The organism is Streptomyces sp. NPDC021100 (genome assembly GCF_044333095.1).
In the GTDB taxonomy this organism is placed as follows: domain Bacteria; phylum Actinomycetota; class Actinomycetes; order Streptomycetales; family Streptomycetaceae; genus Streptomyces.
In genome coordinates this window covers 265,162-282,919 of the sequence record NZ_JBIRQH010000001.1, presented here as the reverse complement: position 1 = coordinate 282,919, position 17,758 = coordinate 265,162, and the positions used below count along the sequence as shown (strand labels likewise).

At 73.8% G+C, this 17,758-nt stretch carries 12 protein-coding genes; 4 read left to right on the top strand and 8 right to left on the bottom strand.

Translation table 11 applies throughout. The features are described 5' to 3' along the window. Positions 1 to 3: 3 nt before the first annotated feature. Positions 4 to 1,683, bottom strand: a complete 1,680-nt coding sequence (locus tag ACH4PU_RS01300; protein ID WP_398264349.1) for a hypothetical protein — start codon at positions 1,681 to 1,683, stop codon at positions 4 to 6. A gap of 471 nt (positions 1,684 to 2,154) precedes the next feature. On the opposite strand from ACH4PU_RS01300, the gene ACH4PU_RS01295 reads away from it, so the two are divergent. Genes ACH4PU_RS01295 through ACH4PU_RS01285 form a run of 3 tightly spaced genes read left to right on the top strand, consistent with a single transcriptional unit; the run spans position 2,155 to position 3,720 of the window. After that, positions 2,155 to 2,346 carry a hypothetical protein gene (locus tag ACH4PU_RS01295; RefSeq protein ID WP_398264347.1) on the top strand — a complete coding sequence of 64 codons (192 nt, stop codon included), beginning with the start codon at positions 2,155 to 2,157 and terminating at the stop codon, positions 2,344 to 2,346. Then, entirely contained in the window at positions 2,339 to 2,980 is a 642-nt protein-coding gene (locus tag ACH4PU_RS01290; RefSeq protein ID WP_398264345.1) for an RNA polymerase sigma factor, read from the top strand. Before ACH4PU_RS01295 ends, ACH4PU_RS01290 begins: the two co-directional genes overlap by 8 nt. Then, on the top strand, positions 2,977 to 3,720 hold the full coding sequence (locus ACH4PU_RS01285; RefSeq protein WP_398264343.1) for a hypothetical protein: 744 nt from the start codon (positions 2,977 to 2,979) through the stop codon (positions 3,718 to 3,720). Before ACH4PU_RS01290 ends, ACH4PU_RS01285 begins: the two co-directional genes overlap by 4 nt. Positions 3,721 to 3,730: 10 nt before the next feature. On the opposite strand, the gene glgB is transcribed toward ACH4PU_RS01285, so the two are convergent. The 5 genes from glgB to ACH4PU_RS01260 form a co-directional block, all read right to left on the bottom strand. Beyond that, on the bottom strand, positions 3,731 to 6,061 hold the full coding sequence (gene glgB / locus ACH4PU_RS01280) for a 1,4-alpha-glucan branching enzyme (protein ID WP_398264341.1): 2,331 nt from the start codon (positions 6,059 to 6,061) through the stop codon (positions 3,731 to 3,733). Positions 6,062 to 6,103: 42 nt separating this feature from the next. After that, positions 6,104 to 7,585, bottom strand: coding sequence for a maltokinase (locus ACH4PU_RS01275; RefSeq protein WP_398264339.1), 1,482 nt, complete (start codon positions 7,583 to 7,585; stop codon positions 6,104 to 6,106). A 258-nt stretch (positions 7,586 to 7,843) separates the two neighbouring features. Beyond that, the gene (gene treS, locus ACH4PU_RS01270) at positions 7,844 to 9,565 is read right to left on the bottom strand and encodes a maltose alpha-D-glucosyltransferase (protein WP_398264337.1); all 1,722 of its coding nucleotides are present in this window, start codon (positions 9,563 to 9,565) and stop codon (positions 7,844 to 7,846) included. Next, positions 9,562 to 11,565 (bottom strand): maltotransferase domain-containing protein, encoded by a 2,004-nt coding sequence (locus ACH4PU_RS01265; RefSeq protein ID WP_398264335.1) that lies wholly within the window; start codon positions 11,563 to 11,565, stop codon positions 9,562 to 9,564. Before ACH4PU_RS01265 ends, treS begins: the two co-directional genes overlap by 4 nt. A gap of 527 nt (positions 11,566 to 12,092) precedes the next feature. After that, the gene (locus ACH4PU_RS01260) at positions 12,093 to 13,025 is read right to left on the bottom strand and encodes a helix-turn-helix domain-containing protein (protein WP_398264333.1); all 933 of its coding nucleotides are present in this window, start codon (positions 13,023 to 13,025) and stop codon (positions 12,093 to 12,095) included. Between the two features lie 221 nt (positions 13,026 to 13,246). Between ACH4PU_RS01260 and glgP the strand changes: the two genes are divergently transcribed. Next, on the top strand, positions 13,247 to 15,874 hold the full coding sequence (gene glgP, locus ACH4PU_RS01255; RefSeq protein ID WP_398264331.1) for an alpha-glucan family phosphorylase: 2,628 nt from the start codon (positions 13,247 to 13,249) through the stop codon (positions 15,872 to 15,874). Between the two features lie 196 nt (positions 15,875 to 16,070). Here glgP and ACH4PU_RS01250 read toward each other — a convergent pair whose 3' ends face one another. Both ACH4PU_RS01250 and ACH4PU_RS01245 read right to left on the bottom strand, forming a co-directional pair. After that, complete coding sequence (locus tag ACH4PU_RS01250) at positions 16,071 to 17,579, bottom strand: M4 family metallopeptidase (protein ID WP_398264329.1); 1,509 nt, start codon at positions 17,577 to 17,579, stop codon at positions 16,071 to 16,073. An 84-nt stretch (positions 17,580 to 17,663) separates the two neighbouring features. Beyond that, the coding region (locus ACH4PU_RS01245; protein ID WP_398265306.1) for a M4 family metallopeptidase at positions 17,664 to 17,758 on the bottom strand (95 nt) is incomplete at its 5' end.

Here is a 17,758-nt window from a genome sequence, read left to right as displayed (position 1 = left end):
CCCTCACCCCCTCGGCGGCGGGACGCCCTCCACATACGGCCCGTTCGTCATCCGGCGGCCCAGGACCGGGGCGCGGGGGCCGGGGGACGGGTCGATGCGGATGACGGTGGCCAGGCCGCGGGTGGGGACGGGGAGCGGGGGAGGCTCCTCGACGGGTGTCCGGGGCTGCGGGGGGATCGTGGGGCGGAGTTCGGCCAGGAGGTGATCGGCGGCGACGGGGGCGCCGGCCAGGCGGAGGATCTCCGCGAGGGCGCGGGCCTCGGTGCGGGGGCGTTCGCGGGCGGCGAAGCCGAGGAGCCAGCGGGCGTCCTCGGACCGGCCGGCGGATTCCAGCGAGCGGACCAGCGGCGGTACGTCGCCGAGGGCGCGCAGTCGGCCGGCGGCCATGAGGACCCGGTAGACGTCGGAGTGCAGGCCCGCCTCCCGGAGTGCGGCCACCACCTCCAGGACCCGCCCGGCCGACTCGGCGCGGGCGAGCGCGACATGGACGTGCGAGGCGTCCTGCGACCGTCCGGCGCGGAGCAGGGCCGTGAGGACGGCGGGGACGCGGACGGCGGGACGGGTCCGGGCCACGGCCGTGAGGACGCGCTCGGCGTCCGCCGGCTGTTCGTCGGCGTACAGCAGGGCCACCACGCGCTGGACGAAGCCGGGGTTGCCGTCCCGGCCCACGGCGGTGGCCAGGTGCCGGGCCGCGGTGTCCTGGCCGCGCGCGCGGGCGTCGGACAGGGCGTGCACCGCCGCCAGCGGGGAGTTGTCCGGCGGCGGAGCCGTCCGGGCGCCGCCGTGGTCGTCGAGGGGCGGGGCAGAGCGCTTGTCCGGGCGCCTGTCCGGCCGGTTGTCCGGTGGCGCCGTCCGGGCCGGACCCTCGGTTGTCCGGGCCGAGCCCCCGGTTGTCCGGATCGGACCGTCGGTTGTCCGGGCTGGGCCCCCGGTTGTCCGGCCGTCCGGACCGGACAGGGAGGCGCCGCGCAGCGCGTCCCGTTCGGCCCGGACACGCCGCAACTCCTGTGCCAGCAGCGTCCGTCGGGCCTCGCTCCGCTGGAGACGCCAGCGGGCCCTGCGCAGTTGCTCCGTACGCGCTCCCTCGGCCCGGCCCCGGGCGCGCAGCTCGTCCAGGTCCCTCTCCAGCCGGCCGACCGTCGTCAGGAGCAGGACGGACAACCGGTGTGCCCCGTCCCGCGCGCGCTCCGCCTCGGCGGCCCGGCCCAGCGCGGCGCGCAGCGCCTCGCCGTCCGGCCCGTCGGAGGCCGCACGGGACGGGTCGTCCGGGCTCCCGCCGGACCGGCCGGGTTGTCCGGTCCGGCGGCCGTGTTGTCCGGCCTGGTCGTCGCGTTGTCCGGCCCGGTCGCCGCGGCGCGGCGGGGCCGCCCGGACGCGCTCCCACACGGGACGCGCCTCGTCGAGCAGCCGGGAGCGCTCCGCGTCGTCCCGGGAGCAGACGTCGGCGACGGCCTCCACGAAGTCCCATCGCGGATTCGCGCCGGCAAGCCGGTCCGAGACCGTGGAGCGGGCGGGCACCCGCCCGTCCGTAAAGTGCTCGGGCTGCAGGGCGCCCGCCAGGTCCCTGACGCGCAGCCCCGCCCTGTCCAGCCAGGCGCGCTGCAGGTCGGCCAGCTCCCGGGCAGGGCCGGAGGGGCCGCGCAGCGGTCCCCAGGGTCGTGTCCGCCTCCTTCCCTCACTCAACGTCCCTCTCCTTGCGTTCGCAATGGCAATGCATGGCAATCGATGACAGCAGACGGCAATGGATCTTGTCCATGCTTGTCCGGCCGGACGCCCGGACCAGTGGACCAACGGATTCCGTTGGACGAACCTCGCTCTGGAGGCCGGTCCGCCGGGAGAGTTGATGGATCTCATACTGAAGCACGCGTCATGCTTCCGGCGCACCGGGTGGTGGGGTCGACTCCGGGTTCGATCAGGGAAAACCCCGAGACGTTTCGCACTGGTGAACGAGCCGAGGAGTGGTCGATCCGGCGCGTCCGGCTCTTCCCCGCATCCGGGGCCTGCACGTTCGGGCCTCGAACGGCGCTTGTACCCATGGAGACCACGCGTCTCCGGCGCCGCATGGGGGATGCCCGGCGTCCCCTCCCCGCCACTCCCCTCCCCACCCCTCCCCTTCAATCCACTCCACACCGATACGCAGTACGGGAGAAGCAGGTGCACCAAGAGAACGCGGCGCGATGCATCGAAATCGGCCTGGCCTTGCGGGTGTTCGGGCCGGACGTGTTCCGGCTGCTGCGCCGGATGCTCGCCGCCGGCGTCCGGATCGGCATCTCCGGCCTGGCCGGCGGCCCCCGCCACTCGGGCCCGGCGAAGCCCTCGTGCAAGCACGGAGGCCGCTGTGGCTGAGGGGGTGTCCGATGAGGACGGGGGCGGTCCGATGGCGCGGTGGTCGGACGCCGACCGGCTCTCGTTCTGGGCCTTCCACCTCGCCCGCAGACGGGACTACATGCGCTTCGCCTACGCCCGGTTGGGGTCCGACGCCGACGCGGAGGAGGCGGTGGATTTCGCCTTCGAGGCCGTCATGCACAGCTGGCCCCGCATGCTGCGGATGGCCCACCTGGAGCAGTACGCCTGGACGATCCTCAAGCACCGCATCTGCGACCAGTGGCGCCGCCGCAGGCGCCGCCCCGAGCCCATGGACACCGCCGCCTTCGAGGCCGCCCTCCGCGACCAGGCCGAGGATCCCTACGAACTCCTCGCCGATTTCATACAGTTGAACGCCGCGATCGGCAGTCTGAGTGAGCGCCAGCGGGACGCGGTGGTGCTCCGGTACCGCATCGGCTACACCACCTCCGAAGCGGCGGAACTGCTGGGCATCGAGGAGGCCACGGTGCGCTCCCACGTCAGCCAGGCCTGCCGGCGCCTGGCCCGGGTGCTGCGAACGGGCGGCACCGGAGCACCGCGCGGTGAGAGGATCCCGGGCGCCCCCGGCGTCCCGGAGGCCACGGCCGGCACCGCACCGCGGGAGGAGACCCCATGACCGACGACCTCGCCCCCGCGGCCCGGGGCAGAGTCGAACGACTCCTGTCCCTGGCCCGCACCCCGGACCGCTACGCCGACTACGACGTGGCGGCGGCCGAGGCGCGCCTGCGGGCCCGGCTGTCCGCCCGCGTGTCCGCCCGCGCCCGCCGGACCGCGCCGGCCGTCTTCGCCGCCTGGCCCCCGGCCTGGACGGACCCGGCCCCCGGAGCCCCCGCCCCCGGAGACCCGGGCACCACCGGCACCCTCAGCACCACCGGCACCCCCGACGCCGACCGCGCCTGGTGGGACCTGACGGACATGAGCCTGGCCGTGCTGCGCGCCCCGGACGCCCCCCGCGACCTCGACCGCTTCATCCGCGACCGGTGCGCGGGCCGCACCGGCGCCCGGGTCTTCGCCTGCCTGCTGCACCTGGCCGACCACGGCGACGGCGCCCGCTTCTGGTGGCAGTTCGCGGCCGGCGCGGGCGACGGCACGGCGGAGTACTGCCTGTTCCTGGACCACGCCTGCCGCGGCGAGTACCACGACGCGGCCTTCTGGTGCGGGGAGCTCGTCCGGCACGGCTTCGTCCCGGACCGGGTCCGGGGCGACCGGGTCGCCGCCTCCACGGCCGCGCGCCGCCTCCCCGGGCCGGCCGCCGTCCACTTCAGCGAGCACCACGACCCGGACCTCGGCGCGATCCCGCTCCCCGAGCCGCCCCTCGTCCAGGACCTGCACGCCCTCACGGCGGCGGCCCCCTGAGACACGCCCCTCACGCCGGCCGGAACCACACCGTCGCCAGCGGCGGCAGCGTCGGCTCGATGCTCGCCGGCCGCCCGTGCCGGCCCACCGGAAGCGCCTTGACGGGGTCCGGGTTGCCGACGCCCCCGCCGCCGTAGCGCGCCGCGTCCGTGTTGAGGCACTCCTCCCAGACCGCCGTCCCGGCCGGCACCCCCAGCCGGTAGCCGGCCCGGACGACGGGCGAGAAGTTGCTCACCGCCAGCAGCGGCGAGCCGTCGGCGGCGAAGCGGAGGAAGGCCAGGACGTTGTCCTCCGCCGCGTCGCCGACGACCCACGAGAAGCCGTCCGGCACCGTGTCGTACTCCCACAGCGCGGGCGTGGCCCGGTAGCGGGCGTTGAGGTCGCGGACGAGGTCCCGTACGCCCCGGTGGTCGGCCCCGGCCGCGTACGTGGAGTCGAGCAGCCACCAGTCCGGCCCGTGCGTCTCCGACCACTCGGCCCCTTGGGCGAACTCCTGGCCCATGAACAGCAGTTGTTTGCCCGGGTGGGACCACATGAAGCCCAGGAACGCCCGGTGGTTGGCCCGCCGCTGCCACCAGTCGCCGGGCATCTTCGACACCAGGGACCGCTTGCCGTGCACCACCTCGTCGTGCGAGATCGGCAGTACGTAGTTCTCGCTGTACGCGTAGACCATGGCGAAGGTCAGCTCGCCGTGGTGGTACTTGCGGTGCACCGGCTCCTTCGCCATGTACTCCAGCGAGTCGTGCATCCACCCCATGTTCCACTTCAGCCCGAACCCCAGCCCGCCGAAGCCGCCCGGCCCCACGTGGTGGGTGGCCCGGGTGACGCCGTCCCAGGCGGTGGACTCCTCGGCCACCGTGACGACCCCCGGGCAGCGCCGGTAGACGGTGGCGTTCATCTCCTGGAGGAACGCCACCGCGTCCAGGTTCTCCCGCCCGCCGTGCTCGTTGGGCGTCCACTGGCCGGGCTCGCGCGAGTAGTCCAGGTAGAGCATCGAGGCGACGGCGTCCACCCGCAGTCCGTCGACGTGGTACTCCTCGCACCAGAACACGGCGTTCGCCACCAGGAAGTTGCGCACCTCCGTGCGCCCGTAGTCGAACTCCAGCGTCCCCCAGTCCGGATGGGCCGCCCGCAGCGGGTCCGCCGGCTCGTACAGCGGGCGCCCGTCGAACTCCGCCAGCGCCCACGCGTCGCGCGGGAAGTGCGCCGGCACCCAGTCGACGAGCACCCCGATGCCCGCCCGGTGCAGCGTGTCCACCAGGTACTTGAACTCGTCCGGCGTGCCCAGCCGGGCGGTCGGCGCGTAGAAGCCGGTCACCTGGTAGCCCCACGAGCCGCCGTACGGATGCTCCGCGACCGGCAGGAACTCCACGTGCGTGAAGCCCAGGTCCGTCACATAGGCGGAGAGCTGCTCGGCCAGCTCCCGGTAGCCCAGGCCCGGCCGCCAGGACGGCAGGTGGACCTCGTAGACGGAGAACGGCGCGGTGTGCGCGGGCCGCTCGCCGCGCCGGGCCATCCAGGCGTCGTCGCCCCACTCGTGGTGCGAGACGTGCACCACCGAGGCGGTGGCGGGCGGCGCCTCCGTGCGCCGCGCCATGGGGTCGGCCCGCAGGGTGTGCGTCCCGTCGGGCCGGGTGATGTCGAACTTGTACAGCTCGCCCTCGCCGACGCCCGGGACGAACAGCTCCCACACGCCCGTCGCCCCCAGCGAGCGCATCGGGTGGGCCGTGCCGTCCCACAGGTTGAAGCCGCCCGCCACCCGCACCCCGAGGGCGTTCGGCGCCCACACCGTGAACCGGGTTCCCGTCACCCCCTGGTGCGTCATCGGCCACGCGCCGAGCGCCTGCCACAGCTGCTCGTGGCGCCCCTCGCCGATCAGGTACAGGTCCAGCTCGCCGAGGGCGGGCAGGAAGCGGTACGGATCGTCGATCTCGATCTCGTCGGCCTCTTCGTTCTCGCCGGCCCCGTCCTTTCCGTACGCCACGTGCAGCCGGTAGTCGGGGATCTCCCGCAGCGGCAGCACCCCGCCGAAGAAGCCGTCCCCTTCCGGGAGGAGCTCCGCCCGCAGCCCCTTCGCGACGACGGTCACCGCGCGGGCGTACGGGCGGAGCGCCCGGAAGGCCACCCCGCCCGGGGCGTGGTGGGCGCCCAGCAGGGCGTGCGGATCGTGGTGGGCGCCGCTCAGCAGCCGTGCGCGCTCGGCCTCGTCCGGGCGTGGTGCGGGCCGCACCCCCCGCCCGCCGGCCGGCGCGGGCGGGGAGCCGGGGCGTCGGCGGCCGGGCAGGAAGGTGGCGGGGACGAACCCGTTGGGGGGCTCGTGGGACGACGGTCGAGCGGTCACGGGGTCTTCCTCCCGGAAGTCATCAAGGGGGGACGGGTGCGGTCAGGGCCGCCGGACGCCGTCCGCCCGCTCGGCGAGCCGGCGGATCGCGGACAGCGGCACGGGGAGCCAGTCCGGCCGGTGCCGGGCCTCGTACAGCACTTCGTAGACGGCCTTGTCGGTCTCCTGCGCGACCAGCAGCGGACCGTCCTCGCGCGGGTCGCGGTGGGCGGCGGCGTAGCCGTCGCAGTACGCCTCGCGGGCGCGCGGCGCCCAGTCGGTGCCGGCCGCCCGGCCGACCGCCGCCGCGTAGTCGAAGGAGCGGAGCATGCCCGCGACGTCCTGCTCGACCGGCTGCGGCCGGCGCCGCTCGGCCAGCGGCCGGGCCGGCTCGCCCTCGAAGTCGATCAGCGACCAGGGCCCGTCCGCCGTCCGCAGCGCCTGCCCGAGGTGCAGGTCGCCGTGGATCCGCTGGGCGCGGCGCGGCCGGCCGGGAGCCGGTGGGCGGGTCAGCTCGTCGTAGGCGGCGCGCAGCGCGTCCCGGTACGGGCGGAGCGCCGGGACGGCCTCGGCGGTCACGTCCAGCCTGCGGCGCATGGCGGCGGCGATCCGCTCCAGCCGCGGCGGGTCCAGGTCGACGGTCGGGAGGGCGGCGGCGAGGGCGCGGTGCACCTCGGCGGTGGCCTGCCCGAGGGCGCGCGCGGCGGAGGTGAAGCCGGCCCCCGCGGCCAGCGCGTCGAGGGCGAGCCGCCAGCCGTCGGCGGAGCCGGGCAGGAAGGGCTGGAGGACGCCGAGGGTCATCGGCTCGGCCGCGCCCGGCGGTTCGGCCTCGCACCAGGCCACGGGCGCGGGGACCCGGGCGCAGCCGGTACGGGCGAGGGCCCGGGGGAGTTCGAGGTCCGGGTTGACGCCGGGGCCCACGCGGCGGAAGAGCTTGAGGATGTACGTGTCGCCGTACACCACCGAGGAGTTGGACTGCTCGACCCCGAGGAGCCGGGGGGCCAGGCCGGGCGGCAGCGACACCCCCGGCTCGCGGGCGAACCGCAGCGGGCCGAGCCGGCCGGGCACCCGCAGCCGCTCCAGCAGCAGCCCGGCCAGCCGGGGGTCGGCCAGCGCCTCGTACACGGCGAGCCCGCGCAGCGGCCCGTCCTCCGGCCGGCCGACGAGCGCGGGCGCGAGGTGCGGCGGCAGCATGTGCCGGACGCCGAGCAGCAACTGGTAGCAGTCGTCGGAGCCGGTCCCGGACTGCCGGGCGCGGACGAGGAGGTGCAGCAGGCCGGGCGCGCCCCCGGCCGGGCCCAGGGGCAGCAGGTCGACGGCGGTGACCGGGGCGAGCCCGGTGACCGGGCTGCCCTTGCCGGCGAACCAGCGCTGCCGGGGCAGCCAGTCGACCAGTGGCGGGGCCAGTGAGGACAGCAGCGCCTCGGCGCGGTCGGATCCCTCAGGGGGGAGCGGCGGCGGCGCGGCGGCGACGCCGGACGGTGCGGACCCGGGGCTCTCCGCCCCCGGGGTGGTCTCCCGGCGGGGCGGTACAGCGTCCGACATGGCGTCGCGTCCTTTCCCCGGGGCACACGACGATGGGGCACAGTGTCCCGGATTGCGGCTTTGGCCAGTGTGCGGTGCGACGGGGCGCTCCCGCCGAAGGCGGCGGGAGTGTCCGGCCAGGATCGTCCGTACGGTCAGCGCGCTCCGTGCCGGAACCCCTCGATCCGGGCCGGTCTGTGCGTAGTAGTGAGGGTGCCCGGGGCGGGGGCGGGAAAACCGGGTGCGGGCGGCGACCGGTTTCCCGCCCCGTTTTGCCGGTCACCCCGGCTGGTGGCCTCCCGCCGGGGCGTTGCGGCGCAGCCGGAACCAGTAGAAGCCGTGCCCCGCCAGGGTCAGCAGGTACGGCAGCTCGCCGATGGCCGGGAAGCGGACGCCGCCGATCAGCTCCACCGGGTGCCGCCCGTTGAAGGTCCGCAGGTCCAGTTCGGTCGGCTGTGCGAAGCGGGAGAAGTTGTTCACGCACAGGACCAGGTCGTCCTGGTATTCCCGCAGGAAGGCCAGCACCGCCGGGTTGCTCGACTGGAGCTCGGTGTACGACCCGAGCCCGAACGCCACGTTCTGCTTCCGGATCTCGATCATCCGGCGGGTCCAGTGCAGCAGCGACGACGGACTGCTCATCGCCGCCTCGACGTTGGTGACCTGGTACCCGTAGACCGGATCCATGATCGTCGGGAGGAACAGCCGGCCCGGGTCGCAGGAGGAGAAGCCCGCGTTGCGGTCCGGCGTCCACTGCATCGGGGTCCGCACGCCGTCCCGGTCGCCGAGCCAGATGTTGTCGCCCATGCCGATCTCGTCCCCGTAGTAGAGGATCGGCGAGCCGGGCAGCGACAGCAGCAGCGCGGTGAACAGCTCGATCTGGTTGCGGTCGTTGTCCAGCAGCGGGGCCAGCCGGCGCCGGATGCCGATGTTGGCGCGCATCCGGGGGTCCTTGGCGTACTCCGCGTACATGTAGTCGCGTTCCTCGTCCGTGACCATTTCGAGGGTCAGCTCGTCGTGGTTGCGGAGGAAGATGCCCCACTGGCAGCGCGAGGGGATGGCCGGGGTCTTGGCCAGCACTTCGGAGACCGGGTAGCGGGACTCGCGGCGCACGGCCATGAAGATCCGCGGCATCACCGGGAAGTGGAACGCCATGTGGCACTCGTCGCCGCCCTTGGCGTAGTCGCCGAAGTAGTCGACGACGTCCTCCGGCCACTGGTTGGCCTCGGCCAGCAGCACGGTGTCCGGATAGTGGGCGTCGATCTCGGCGCGGACCCGCTTCAGGAAGGCGTGCGACTGCGGCAGGTTCTCGCAGTTGGTGCCCTCCTGCGCGAACAGGTACGGCACCGCGTCCAGCCGGAACCCGTCGATGCCCAGGTCCAGCCAGAACCGCAGGGCCGCCAGGATCTCCTCCTGGACCGCCGGGTTCGCGTAGTTGAGGTCCGGCTGGTGGGAGAAGAACCGGTGCCAGTAGTACTGCTTGCGGACCGGGTCGAAGGTCCAGTTGGACGTCTCGGTGTCGATGAAGATGATCCGCGCGTCCTGGTACTGCTTGTCGTCGTCGGCCCACATGTAGTAGTCGCCGTACGGCCCGTCCGGATCGGTGCGGGACTGCTGGAACCAGTCGTGCTGATCGCTCGTATGGTTCATGACAAAGTCGATGATGACGCGCATGCCACGCTGGTGCGCGGCGTCCACGAACTCGACGAAGTCCGCCAGATCACCGAACTCCGGCAGGACGGAGGTGTAGTCCGAGACGTCGTAGCCGCCGTCCCGCAGCGGGGACTGGAAGAACGGCGGCAGCCAGAGGCAGTCGACGCCCAGCCACTGCAGGTAGTCCAGCTTGGCCGTCAGCCCCTTGAGGTCCCCGATGCCGTCGCCGTCGCTGTCCTGGAAGGAACGCACGAGGACCTCGTAGAACACCGCGCGCTTGAACCAGTCGGGATCCCGGTCCTTCGCGGGGGTGTCCTCGAACGTGTCCGGTACGGGCTCGTTGACGATCATGGTGTGGGTGACCCTCCGATCGGTGAGGACGGTCGCAGCGAGAACACGTGCGCGGGCGCGATCGCACGGCCCGGCTCGAGGCGCACATAGTTGTCCCTGCCCCAGTGGTAGGTCTCGCCGGTGAGCTCGTCGCGCACCGGGAAGGTCTCGTGCCAGTCGAGGCCGAGCTCCGGCATGTCCAACGAGACCGTGGCCTCCTGGGTGTGGTGGGGGTCGAGGTTGACGACCGTCACCACGCAGTCTCCGCCCGGGCCGTCGCAGCGCTTGGAGTAGGCGATGACGGCGTCGTTGTCGACGTGGTGGAAGCGGAGGTTGCGCAGGCGCCGCAGAGCCGGGTGCCGCCTTCGCAGCCGGTTGAGCACGGTGATCAGGGGAGCCAGGCTGCGCCCCGCGCGCTCGGCCGACTCCCAGTCGCGCGGCCGCAGTTGGTACTTCTCCGAGTCCAGGTACTCCTCGCTGCCGGGCTGGGCCGGGGCGTGCTCGCACAGCTCGTAGCCGGCGTAGACGCCCCAGGACGGGGAGAGGGTGGCGGCAAGCACGGCCCGGATCTCGAACGCCGCGCGGCCGCCTTCCTGGAGGTAGGCGTGCAGGATGTCAGGGGTGTTGACGAAGAGGTTGGGGCGCATCACGGCGGCCGAGTCGCGCGAGAGCTCGGTGAGGTAATCGGTGAGCTCCTGCTTGGAGTTGCGCCAGGTGAAGTAGGTGTACGACTGCTGGAATCCCACCGCCGCGAGGGTGCGCATCATCGCGGGCCGGGTGAACGCCTCCGCCAGGAAGATCACATCGGGGTCGGTGCGCCCGATGTCCGCGATCACCTTCTCCCAGAAGGCGACCGGCTTGGTGTGCGGGTTGTCCACCCGGAAGATCCGCACCCCGCGGTCCATCCAGAACCGCAGCAGCCGCAGCGTCTCCCGCACCAGCCCGTCGAAGTCCGCGTCGAACGCCAGCGGATAGATGTCCTGGTACTTCTTCGGCGGGTTCTCGGCGTACGCGATCGAGCCGTCCGCGCGGTGGTGGAACCACTCCGGGTGCTTGTCCACCCAGGGGTGGTCGGGGGAGCACTGGAGGGCGAAGTCCAGCGCCACCTCCATCCGCAGCTCGCGGGCCGTGGCCACGAAGTGGTCGAAGTCCTCGAAGGTGCCGAGGTCGGGGTGGATCGCGTCGTGCCCGCCGTCGGCCGAGCCGATCGCCCACGGGCTGCCCACGTCGTACGGGCCCGCGCTCAGCGCGTTGTTGGGGCCCTTGCGGAAGGAGGTGCCGATGGGGTGGATGGGTGGCAGATAGACGACGTCGAAGCCCATCCGCGCCACGGCCGGCAGCCGCTTGGCCGCCGTCCGGAACGTCCCGCTCACCGGCGGCCCGGCCGCCGTCACCACCGCCCCCTCCGAGCGCGGGAACAGCTCGTACCACGAGCCGAACAGCGCCCGCTCCCGCTCCACCAGCAGCGGCAGCGGCCGGGTGGAGGTGACCAGTTCGCGCAGCGGGTGCGCGGCCAGGGCGGCCGAGGCGGCCGGGGCCAGCGCGGCGGCGAGCCGGTCGGCCACCGGCCGTTCCGTGTCGCGCAGGGCGTCGACGGCGGCCAGCACCGCCTCCCGGCCCTCGCTCTTGGGCACGCCGCCGGCCGCCCGCTCGTACAGCCGGGCACCCTCCTCCAGCACCAGCTCGGTGTCGATGCCCGCCGGGACCTTGATCCGGGCCGCGTGCCGCCAGGTGCCCACCGGGTCGCTCCACGCCTCGACCGCGTACGTCCAGCGGCCCTCCGCGTCCGGGGTGACCTCCGCGCCCCACCGGTCCGTGCCCGGGGCGAGCTCCCGCATCGGCGTCCACGGCCCCGACCGGCCCGAGGCGTCCCGCAGTACCACGTTCGCGCCCACCGCGTCATGGCCTTCGCGGAAAACCGTAGCGGTGACCTCGAAGGACTCGCCGACCACTGCCTTCGCCGGTCTGCGGCCGCAGTCCACGAGCGGGGCGAGGTCCAGGACGGGAATGCGACCGATCATGGAATCACCTGGGGTCCGAGGGGAAACCGGAGAAATGCCCGGTTGCTGACGGGTGCTGACGGGAGATCTGGCGCGTTCCGTTCTTTCTATCCGCTGCCCCGACGGCCGGGAGGACGCGGGCAGGGCTGCACCTGTCCGCATTCACCCGGCCGGGCGCCGGAAAACCTGCGAATACCTGACGAGCGGGAAGTGCGGAAGTATCGAGGGGGTCGTCCTGGGGGCGAGCGGACGGGGGCGCGGGGTCCCCGCACCGAGGGAGCTTTCCCACCGGACCCTGGCGGACATGCCCGCACCGCCCGGCCTACCGGTGCGTAGTTCCCCTGACACCGCCCGGGGAGGGCGGCGGGGCCTCCGTCACTCGTAGGGAGTCTCCCCGCTGGGCCGACCGTGTGCAATGTGACGACCGGGGGCCGCCGACGGCCGGATGGGGGAACGCCGCGCCCGCCCGGCGTTCGAAGGTCGTAGCGACTTCCGGCCTTCGAAGGCCCGGGTGTAGGCGCGGCGTATTTCCGCCTCGTACCGGAGCATCAGTGCGCGGTCGGCCCCTGGCGGTCGTGTTCCACGCGCGGGGTGACGGCGCCTCCGGGGGCCCGCGCACCGGTGGGCTCCAGCGTCGTCCCCAGCAGCCTCAGCCCCGCCTCCGACGGGCTCCCCGGCTCCGCGCTGAACGTCAGCAGCGACTGCCCGGGGCCGTCCGCCGCGGGCACCCGCAGCATCTCGAACGTCAGCGTCAGCGGGCCCACCAGCGGGTGGTGGAACTCCTTGGTTCCCGTGACGCAGGCCCGCACCGGATGCCGGGCCCACAGCGACGCGAACTCCGGGCTCTTCATGGTCAGTTCCCCGATCAGCTCGGCCAGCGCCGGGTCGTCCGGGTGCTCGCCCGCGGCCAGCCGCAGCGCCGACACCGCCCGCCGCGACTCCAGGTCCCAGCGCGGGTAGAGGTCCCGCACGTGCGGGTCGAGGAAGAGCAGCCGCTGCGAGTTGGGGCGCGCGGCGGTGCGGTGCGGGCCGTCGGCGGCCAGGTGCCCCGCGGTCAGGGCGTGACCCAGGGGGTTCCAGTCCAGCACGTCGTAGCGGTGGTTCAGGACGACGGCCGGGATCCCGTCCAGCGCCGCCACCAGCCGCCGCACCCCGGGCCGCACCCGCGCGGGCCGGGACGCGGCGGCGCGGGGCGCGGGACGGCCCGGCCGCGCCAGGTTCCGCAGGTGCGCGTGCTCGTCCGGGCTCAGCCGCAGGGCCCGCGCCAGCGCGTCCAGCACGCCGTCCGAGGCGTTCACGGACTGCCCCTGCTCCAGGCGGGTGTAGTACGCCGTGCTGACCCCCGCCAGCAGCGCCAACTCCTCGCGGCGCAGCCCGGGCACCCGGCGCTGTCCCCCGTAGGCGGTCAGCCCGACGTCCTCGGGCCGCAGCGCGGCGCGGCGGGTGCGCAGGAATGCGCCCAGGGCGGCAGGAGTGTCCATGGGGCAAGTCAACCGCGCCCGCGCGGGAGCTGCCTGCCCCTGCCAGGGTCAGGAACCCCTGGGCGGGCGCGCCTCCGGGGGACACCCACGCGCCACCGGCCGCGAGCCGGCGTCCGGCCGGGATCGCAACGGCCCGCCTCCGGGGGAAGCGGTTCGGGCAGAAGGAGGCACTTGGCGTCTTGAGCCGCGACCGCGGCCCCCGCGCCGCTACCGTCGTCCCCGTGAAGGCCATTCGTCGATTCAGCGTGCGCCCCGTCCTTCCGGAGCCCCTACGACCGCTCAGCGAGCTGGCGCGCAATCTGCGCTGGTCCTGGCACCCCGAGACCCGTGAGCTGTTCCAGACCCTCGATCCCGAGGGCTGGCGGGCGGCCGGCGGCGATCCGCTGCGGCTGCTCGGCGCCGTGCCGGCCGCCCGGCTGACCGCCCTCGCCGACGACCGCCGCTTCCGCAGGCGGCTCGCCGCGGCCGCCGACGACCTGCACGACTACCTCACCGGCACCCGCTGGTACCAGGAGCAGCCGCCTGGACTGCCCGCCGCGGTCGCCTACTTCTCGCCCGAGTTCGGCATCACCGCCGCCCTCCCGCAGTACAGCGGCGGCCTCGGCATCCTCGCCGGCGACCACCTGAAGTCCGCCAGCGACCTGGGCGTCCCGCTGATCGGCGTGGGGCTGCTCTACCGGCACGGCTACTTCCGGCAGTCCCTCTCCCGCGAGGGCTGGCAGCAGGAGCACTACCCGCTGCTGGACCCTAACGAGCTCCCGCTGTCCCTCCTCCGCGAGGCCGACGGCTCGCCCGCCACGGTCGCCCTGGCGCTGCCCGGCGGCCGGTCCCTGCGCGCCCACGTGTGGAAGGCCGAGGTGGGACGGGTGCCGCTGCTGCTCCTCGACTCCGACGTCGAGGAGAACGCGCCGGGCGAACGCGACGTCACCGACCGCCTCTACGGCGGTGGCAGCGAGCACCGGCTGCTCCAGGAGATGCTGCTGGGCATCGGCGGCGTGCGCGCGGTCCGCGCCTACTGCCGGCTCACCGGCCACCCCGCCCCCGAGGTGTTCCACACCAACGAGGGCCACGCCGGCTTCCTCGGCCTCGAACGCATCCGCGAACTCAGCGCGGGCGGACTGGACTTCGACGCCGCGCTGGAGAGCGTCCGGTCCGGGGCCGTCTTCACCACCCACACCCCGGTCCCCGCCGGCATCGACCGCTTCGACCGCGAGCTCGTCGCCCGGCACTTCGCCGACGGCGCCGAGCTGCCCGGCATCGACGTCGACAGAGTGCTGCGGCTGGGCGCCGAGGACTACTTTGGCGGCGACCCGGCCCTGTTCAACATGGCCGTGATGGGCCTGCGGCTCGCGCAGCGCGCCAACGGCGTCTCCGTGCTGCACGGCGAGGTCAGCAGGCGGATGTTCGCCGGCCTGTGGCCCGGGTTCGACGACACCGAGGTGCCGATCACCTCGATCACCAACGGCGTCCACGCCCCCACCTGGGTCGCCCCCGAGGTCTTCCGGCTCGGCGCCCGCCGGATCGGCGTCGCCCGCGCGGAGGACGCCCTCACCCTCGGCGGCAGCGAACGCTGGGACTCGGTGGCCGACATCTCCGACGCCGACGTCTGGGAGCTCCGCCGCACCCTGCGCGAGCAGCTGGTGGAGGAGGTCCGCGAACGGCTGCGCGCCTCCTGGCGGGAGCGCGGCGCCGGCACGGCCGAGCTCGGCTGGATCGACGGCGTCCTCGACCCGGACGTGCTGACCATCGGTTTCGCCCGCCGCGTCCCGTCGTACAAGCGGCTCACCCTGATGCTCCGGGACCGCGAGCGGCTCACCCGGCTGCTGCTCGACCCGGAGCGGCCGATCCAGATCGTCGTCGCGGGCAAGGCCCACCCGGCCGACGACGGCGGCAAGCGGCTGGTCCAGGAGCTCGTCCGGTTCGCCGACGACCCGCGCGTCCGGCACCGCGTCGTCTTCCTGCCGGATTACGGCATGGCCATGGCCCAGAAGCTCTACCCGGGCTGCGACGTCTGGCTGAACAACCCGCTGCGCCCGCTGGAGGCGTGCGGCACCTCGGGCATGAAGGCGGCCCTGAACGGCTGTCTCAACCTCAGTGTCCTGGACGGCTGGTGGGACGAGTGGTACGAGCCCGACTTCGGCTGGGCCATCCCCACCGCCGACGGCTCGGCCACCGACGAGGAGCGCCGCGACGACCTGGAGGCCGCCGCCCTCTACGACCTGCTGGAGGAGCGCGTCGCCCCGCGCTTCTACGACCGCGGCGCCGACGGGCTGCCCGGCCGGTGGATCGAGATGGTGCGTTCCACGCTGGGCAAGCTCGGGCCCAAGGTCCTCGCCGGCCGGATGGTCCGGGAGTACGTGGAGCGGCTCTACGGCCCGGCGGCGGAGGCGCAGCGCGCCCTCACGCCCGACGCGGCACGGGAACTCGCGGCCTGGAAGGCCCGGGTGCGGGCGGCCTGGCCGGCGGTGGCCGTGGACCACGTGGAGGCCGCCGCCGACGGGCCCCTCGACGGCACCGCCGAACTGGGCTCCACCGTCACCCTGCGGGTGACCGTCACCCTCGGCGACCTCGATCCGGCGGACGTCGAGGTGCAGGCCCTGGCCGGCCGGGTGGACGCCGCCGACCGGCTCACCGGCGCGGCGGCCGTGCCGCTGAAACCGGCCGGCACCTCGGCCCTCGACGGCGGCCGCCTCTACGAGGGCCCGCTCACCTTCGACCGCACGGGCCCCTTCGGCTACACGGTCCGCATCCTCCCCAGCCACCGCCTCCTCGCCGACGGCGCCGAGATGGGCCTCGTCGCCGTCCCGGCGGAGGCGTCGGGGGAGGCGGCGGGGGTGCTCATGCGGTAGCCCTCCGGAGGGGCGCGCTGCCGACCGGCTCGCACGTTCCGTGACCGCCCGCCGGGCCCGCGCCGGGATGGCCCGCCGCCCGCACGCGGGCGCTCGGAACGCGCCGGCCCCGTGGCACGAAGAACGGCGGGCGGCCGCCCGGAGGGGAACTCCGGACGGCCGCCCGCCTCCGACGGCCGCTCTGCGCCGCCGTTGGTTACTTGACGTTGACGCCGTCCCACGCCGCCTGGACGGTCTTGTACTGCTTGCTCTTGGTGCCGTACATGTCCCGGGCCGCCTTCAGGGTCGCGGCGCGCGCGCCCTTGTAGTCCGTCGTCGACGTCATGTACGCCGTCACGGCCTTGTACCAGATCTTCTCCGCCGCGTCCCGGCCTATGCCCGTCACCTTCTTCCCGTCCTTGGTGGGGCTGTCGTACCTGACGCCGTTGATGGTCTTGGCGCCGCTGCCCTCGGCGAGCAGGAAGTAGAAGTGGTTGCCGATGCCCGAGGAGAGGTGCGGGTCGAGGGCGTCGACGCCCTTGAACCAGTAGTCGGCGGAGTGGCCGTCCTTGCTCGGCCGGTCCATGTAGCGCTCCGGCTTCTTTTCGAGCTTCTCCATGAACAGGTAGTCCGCCGGGTCCTTGGCGTTCTTGGTGTGGAACTCGACCATGGCGGCGAAGATGTCGGAGGTGGCCTCGTCGAGGCCGCCGGACTCGCCGAAGTAGTACAGCCCGGCCGTGGCGCCGGTGACACCGTGGCTCATCTCGTGGGCGGCGACGTCCAGGGAGGTGAACGGGCGCTTGTTGCCCGGGCCGTCGCCATAGGCCATGAAGAAGCGGTCGTTGTCCCAGAAGGCGTTGTCCATGCCGTCGTCGTAGTGGACGTACGAGGGGGCGCCCTTGCCGTCGTTGCGGATGCCCTTGCGGCCGTGCACGGCCTTGAAGTAGTCCCACGTCGCGGCGGCGCCGTACTGGGCGTCGACGGCGGCGGTCTGGGGCATGGATGCCTTGCCGTTGCCCCAGGTGTCGGTGGGGTTGCCGAAGGCGGGGAACTTCGCCTCGTCGATCTTCTTGTGGCGGGCGTTGAAGACCTGGGAGCCGCCGCGCGCCGTGTCCTTCATGACGTAGTTCTTGCCGGACTTGACCGAGCCGACCTTCACCTTGCCGCTCCACTGGCTGGTGCCGGTGCCGCTGTGGACGGCCTCGTAGGCGAACAGCCGCTTGCCGCTGGTGGCGTCGGTGATGACGTGGAGGCGGCTGGGCGTGCCGTCCTTCTGCCGGCCCGTGACGACGGTCTCGTAGGCGAGGACGGGCTTCCCCCGGCCCGCCCAGATCACCTTGCGCGGCTCCTGGCCGACCGCGGAGGAACCGGGCGCCGTGGCCGCGGCGGAGCGGCGGGCGGCCGGGGCGGGCACCTTGGCGGTGGTGGTGGGGACCTTGATGGTCTCCTCGGTGGCCTTGGTGACGTCCTCGACCCTGCCGTTCCCGGACGCGTGGACGACGAGGTCGCCGCCGAGGACGGGCAGGCCCTCGTAGGTGCGGGCGTAGCGGGTGTGCACGGTCCCGTCGGCGTCCGTGACGGTGCCGCGCGGTATCAGCTTCTCCTTGGCCCCCAGGCGCAGGGCCTTGGCCGGGTCCTCGGCGTGGGCGGGTGTCGCGGCGACGCCCGTGGTGAGGAGGGTGGCGACGACGGCGGCCGCACCGGCGGTGCGTGCGGAACGGGACATGCAGGGGCTCCAGATCGCTCGGGGGAGAGAAAAAGGCGACGGCGAGCGGTCGCCCCGGAAGGGGCAACCGCTCGCCGTACGGGGTTACTTGACGTTGACGCCGTCCCACGCCGCCTGGACGGTCTTGTACTGCTTGCTCTTGGTGCCGTACATGTCCCGGGCCGCCTTCAGGGTCGCGG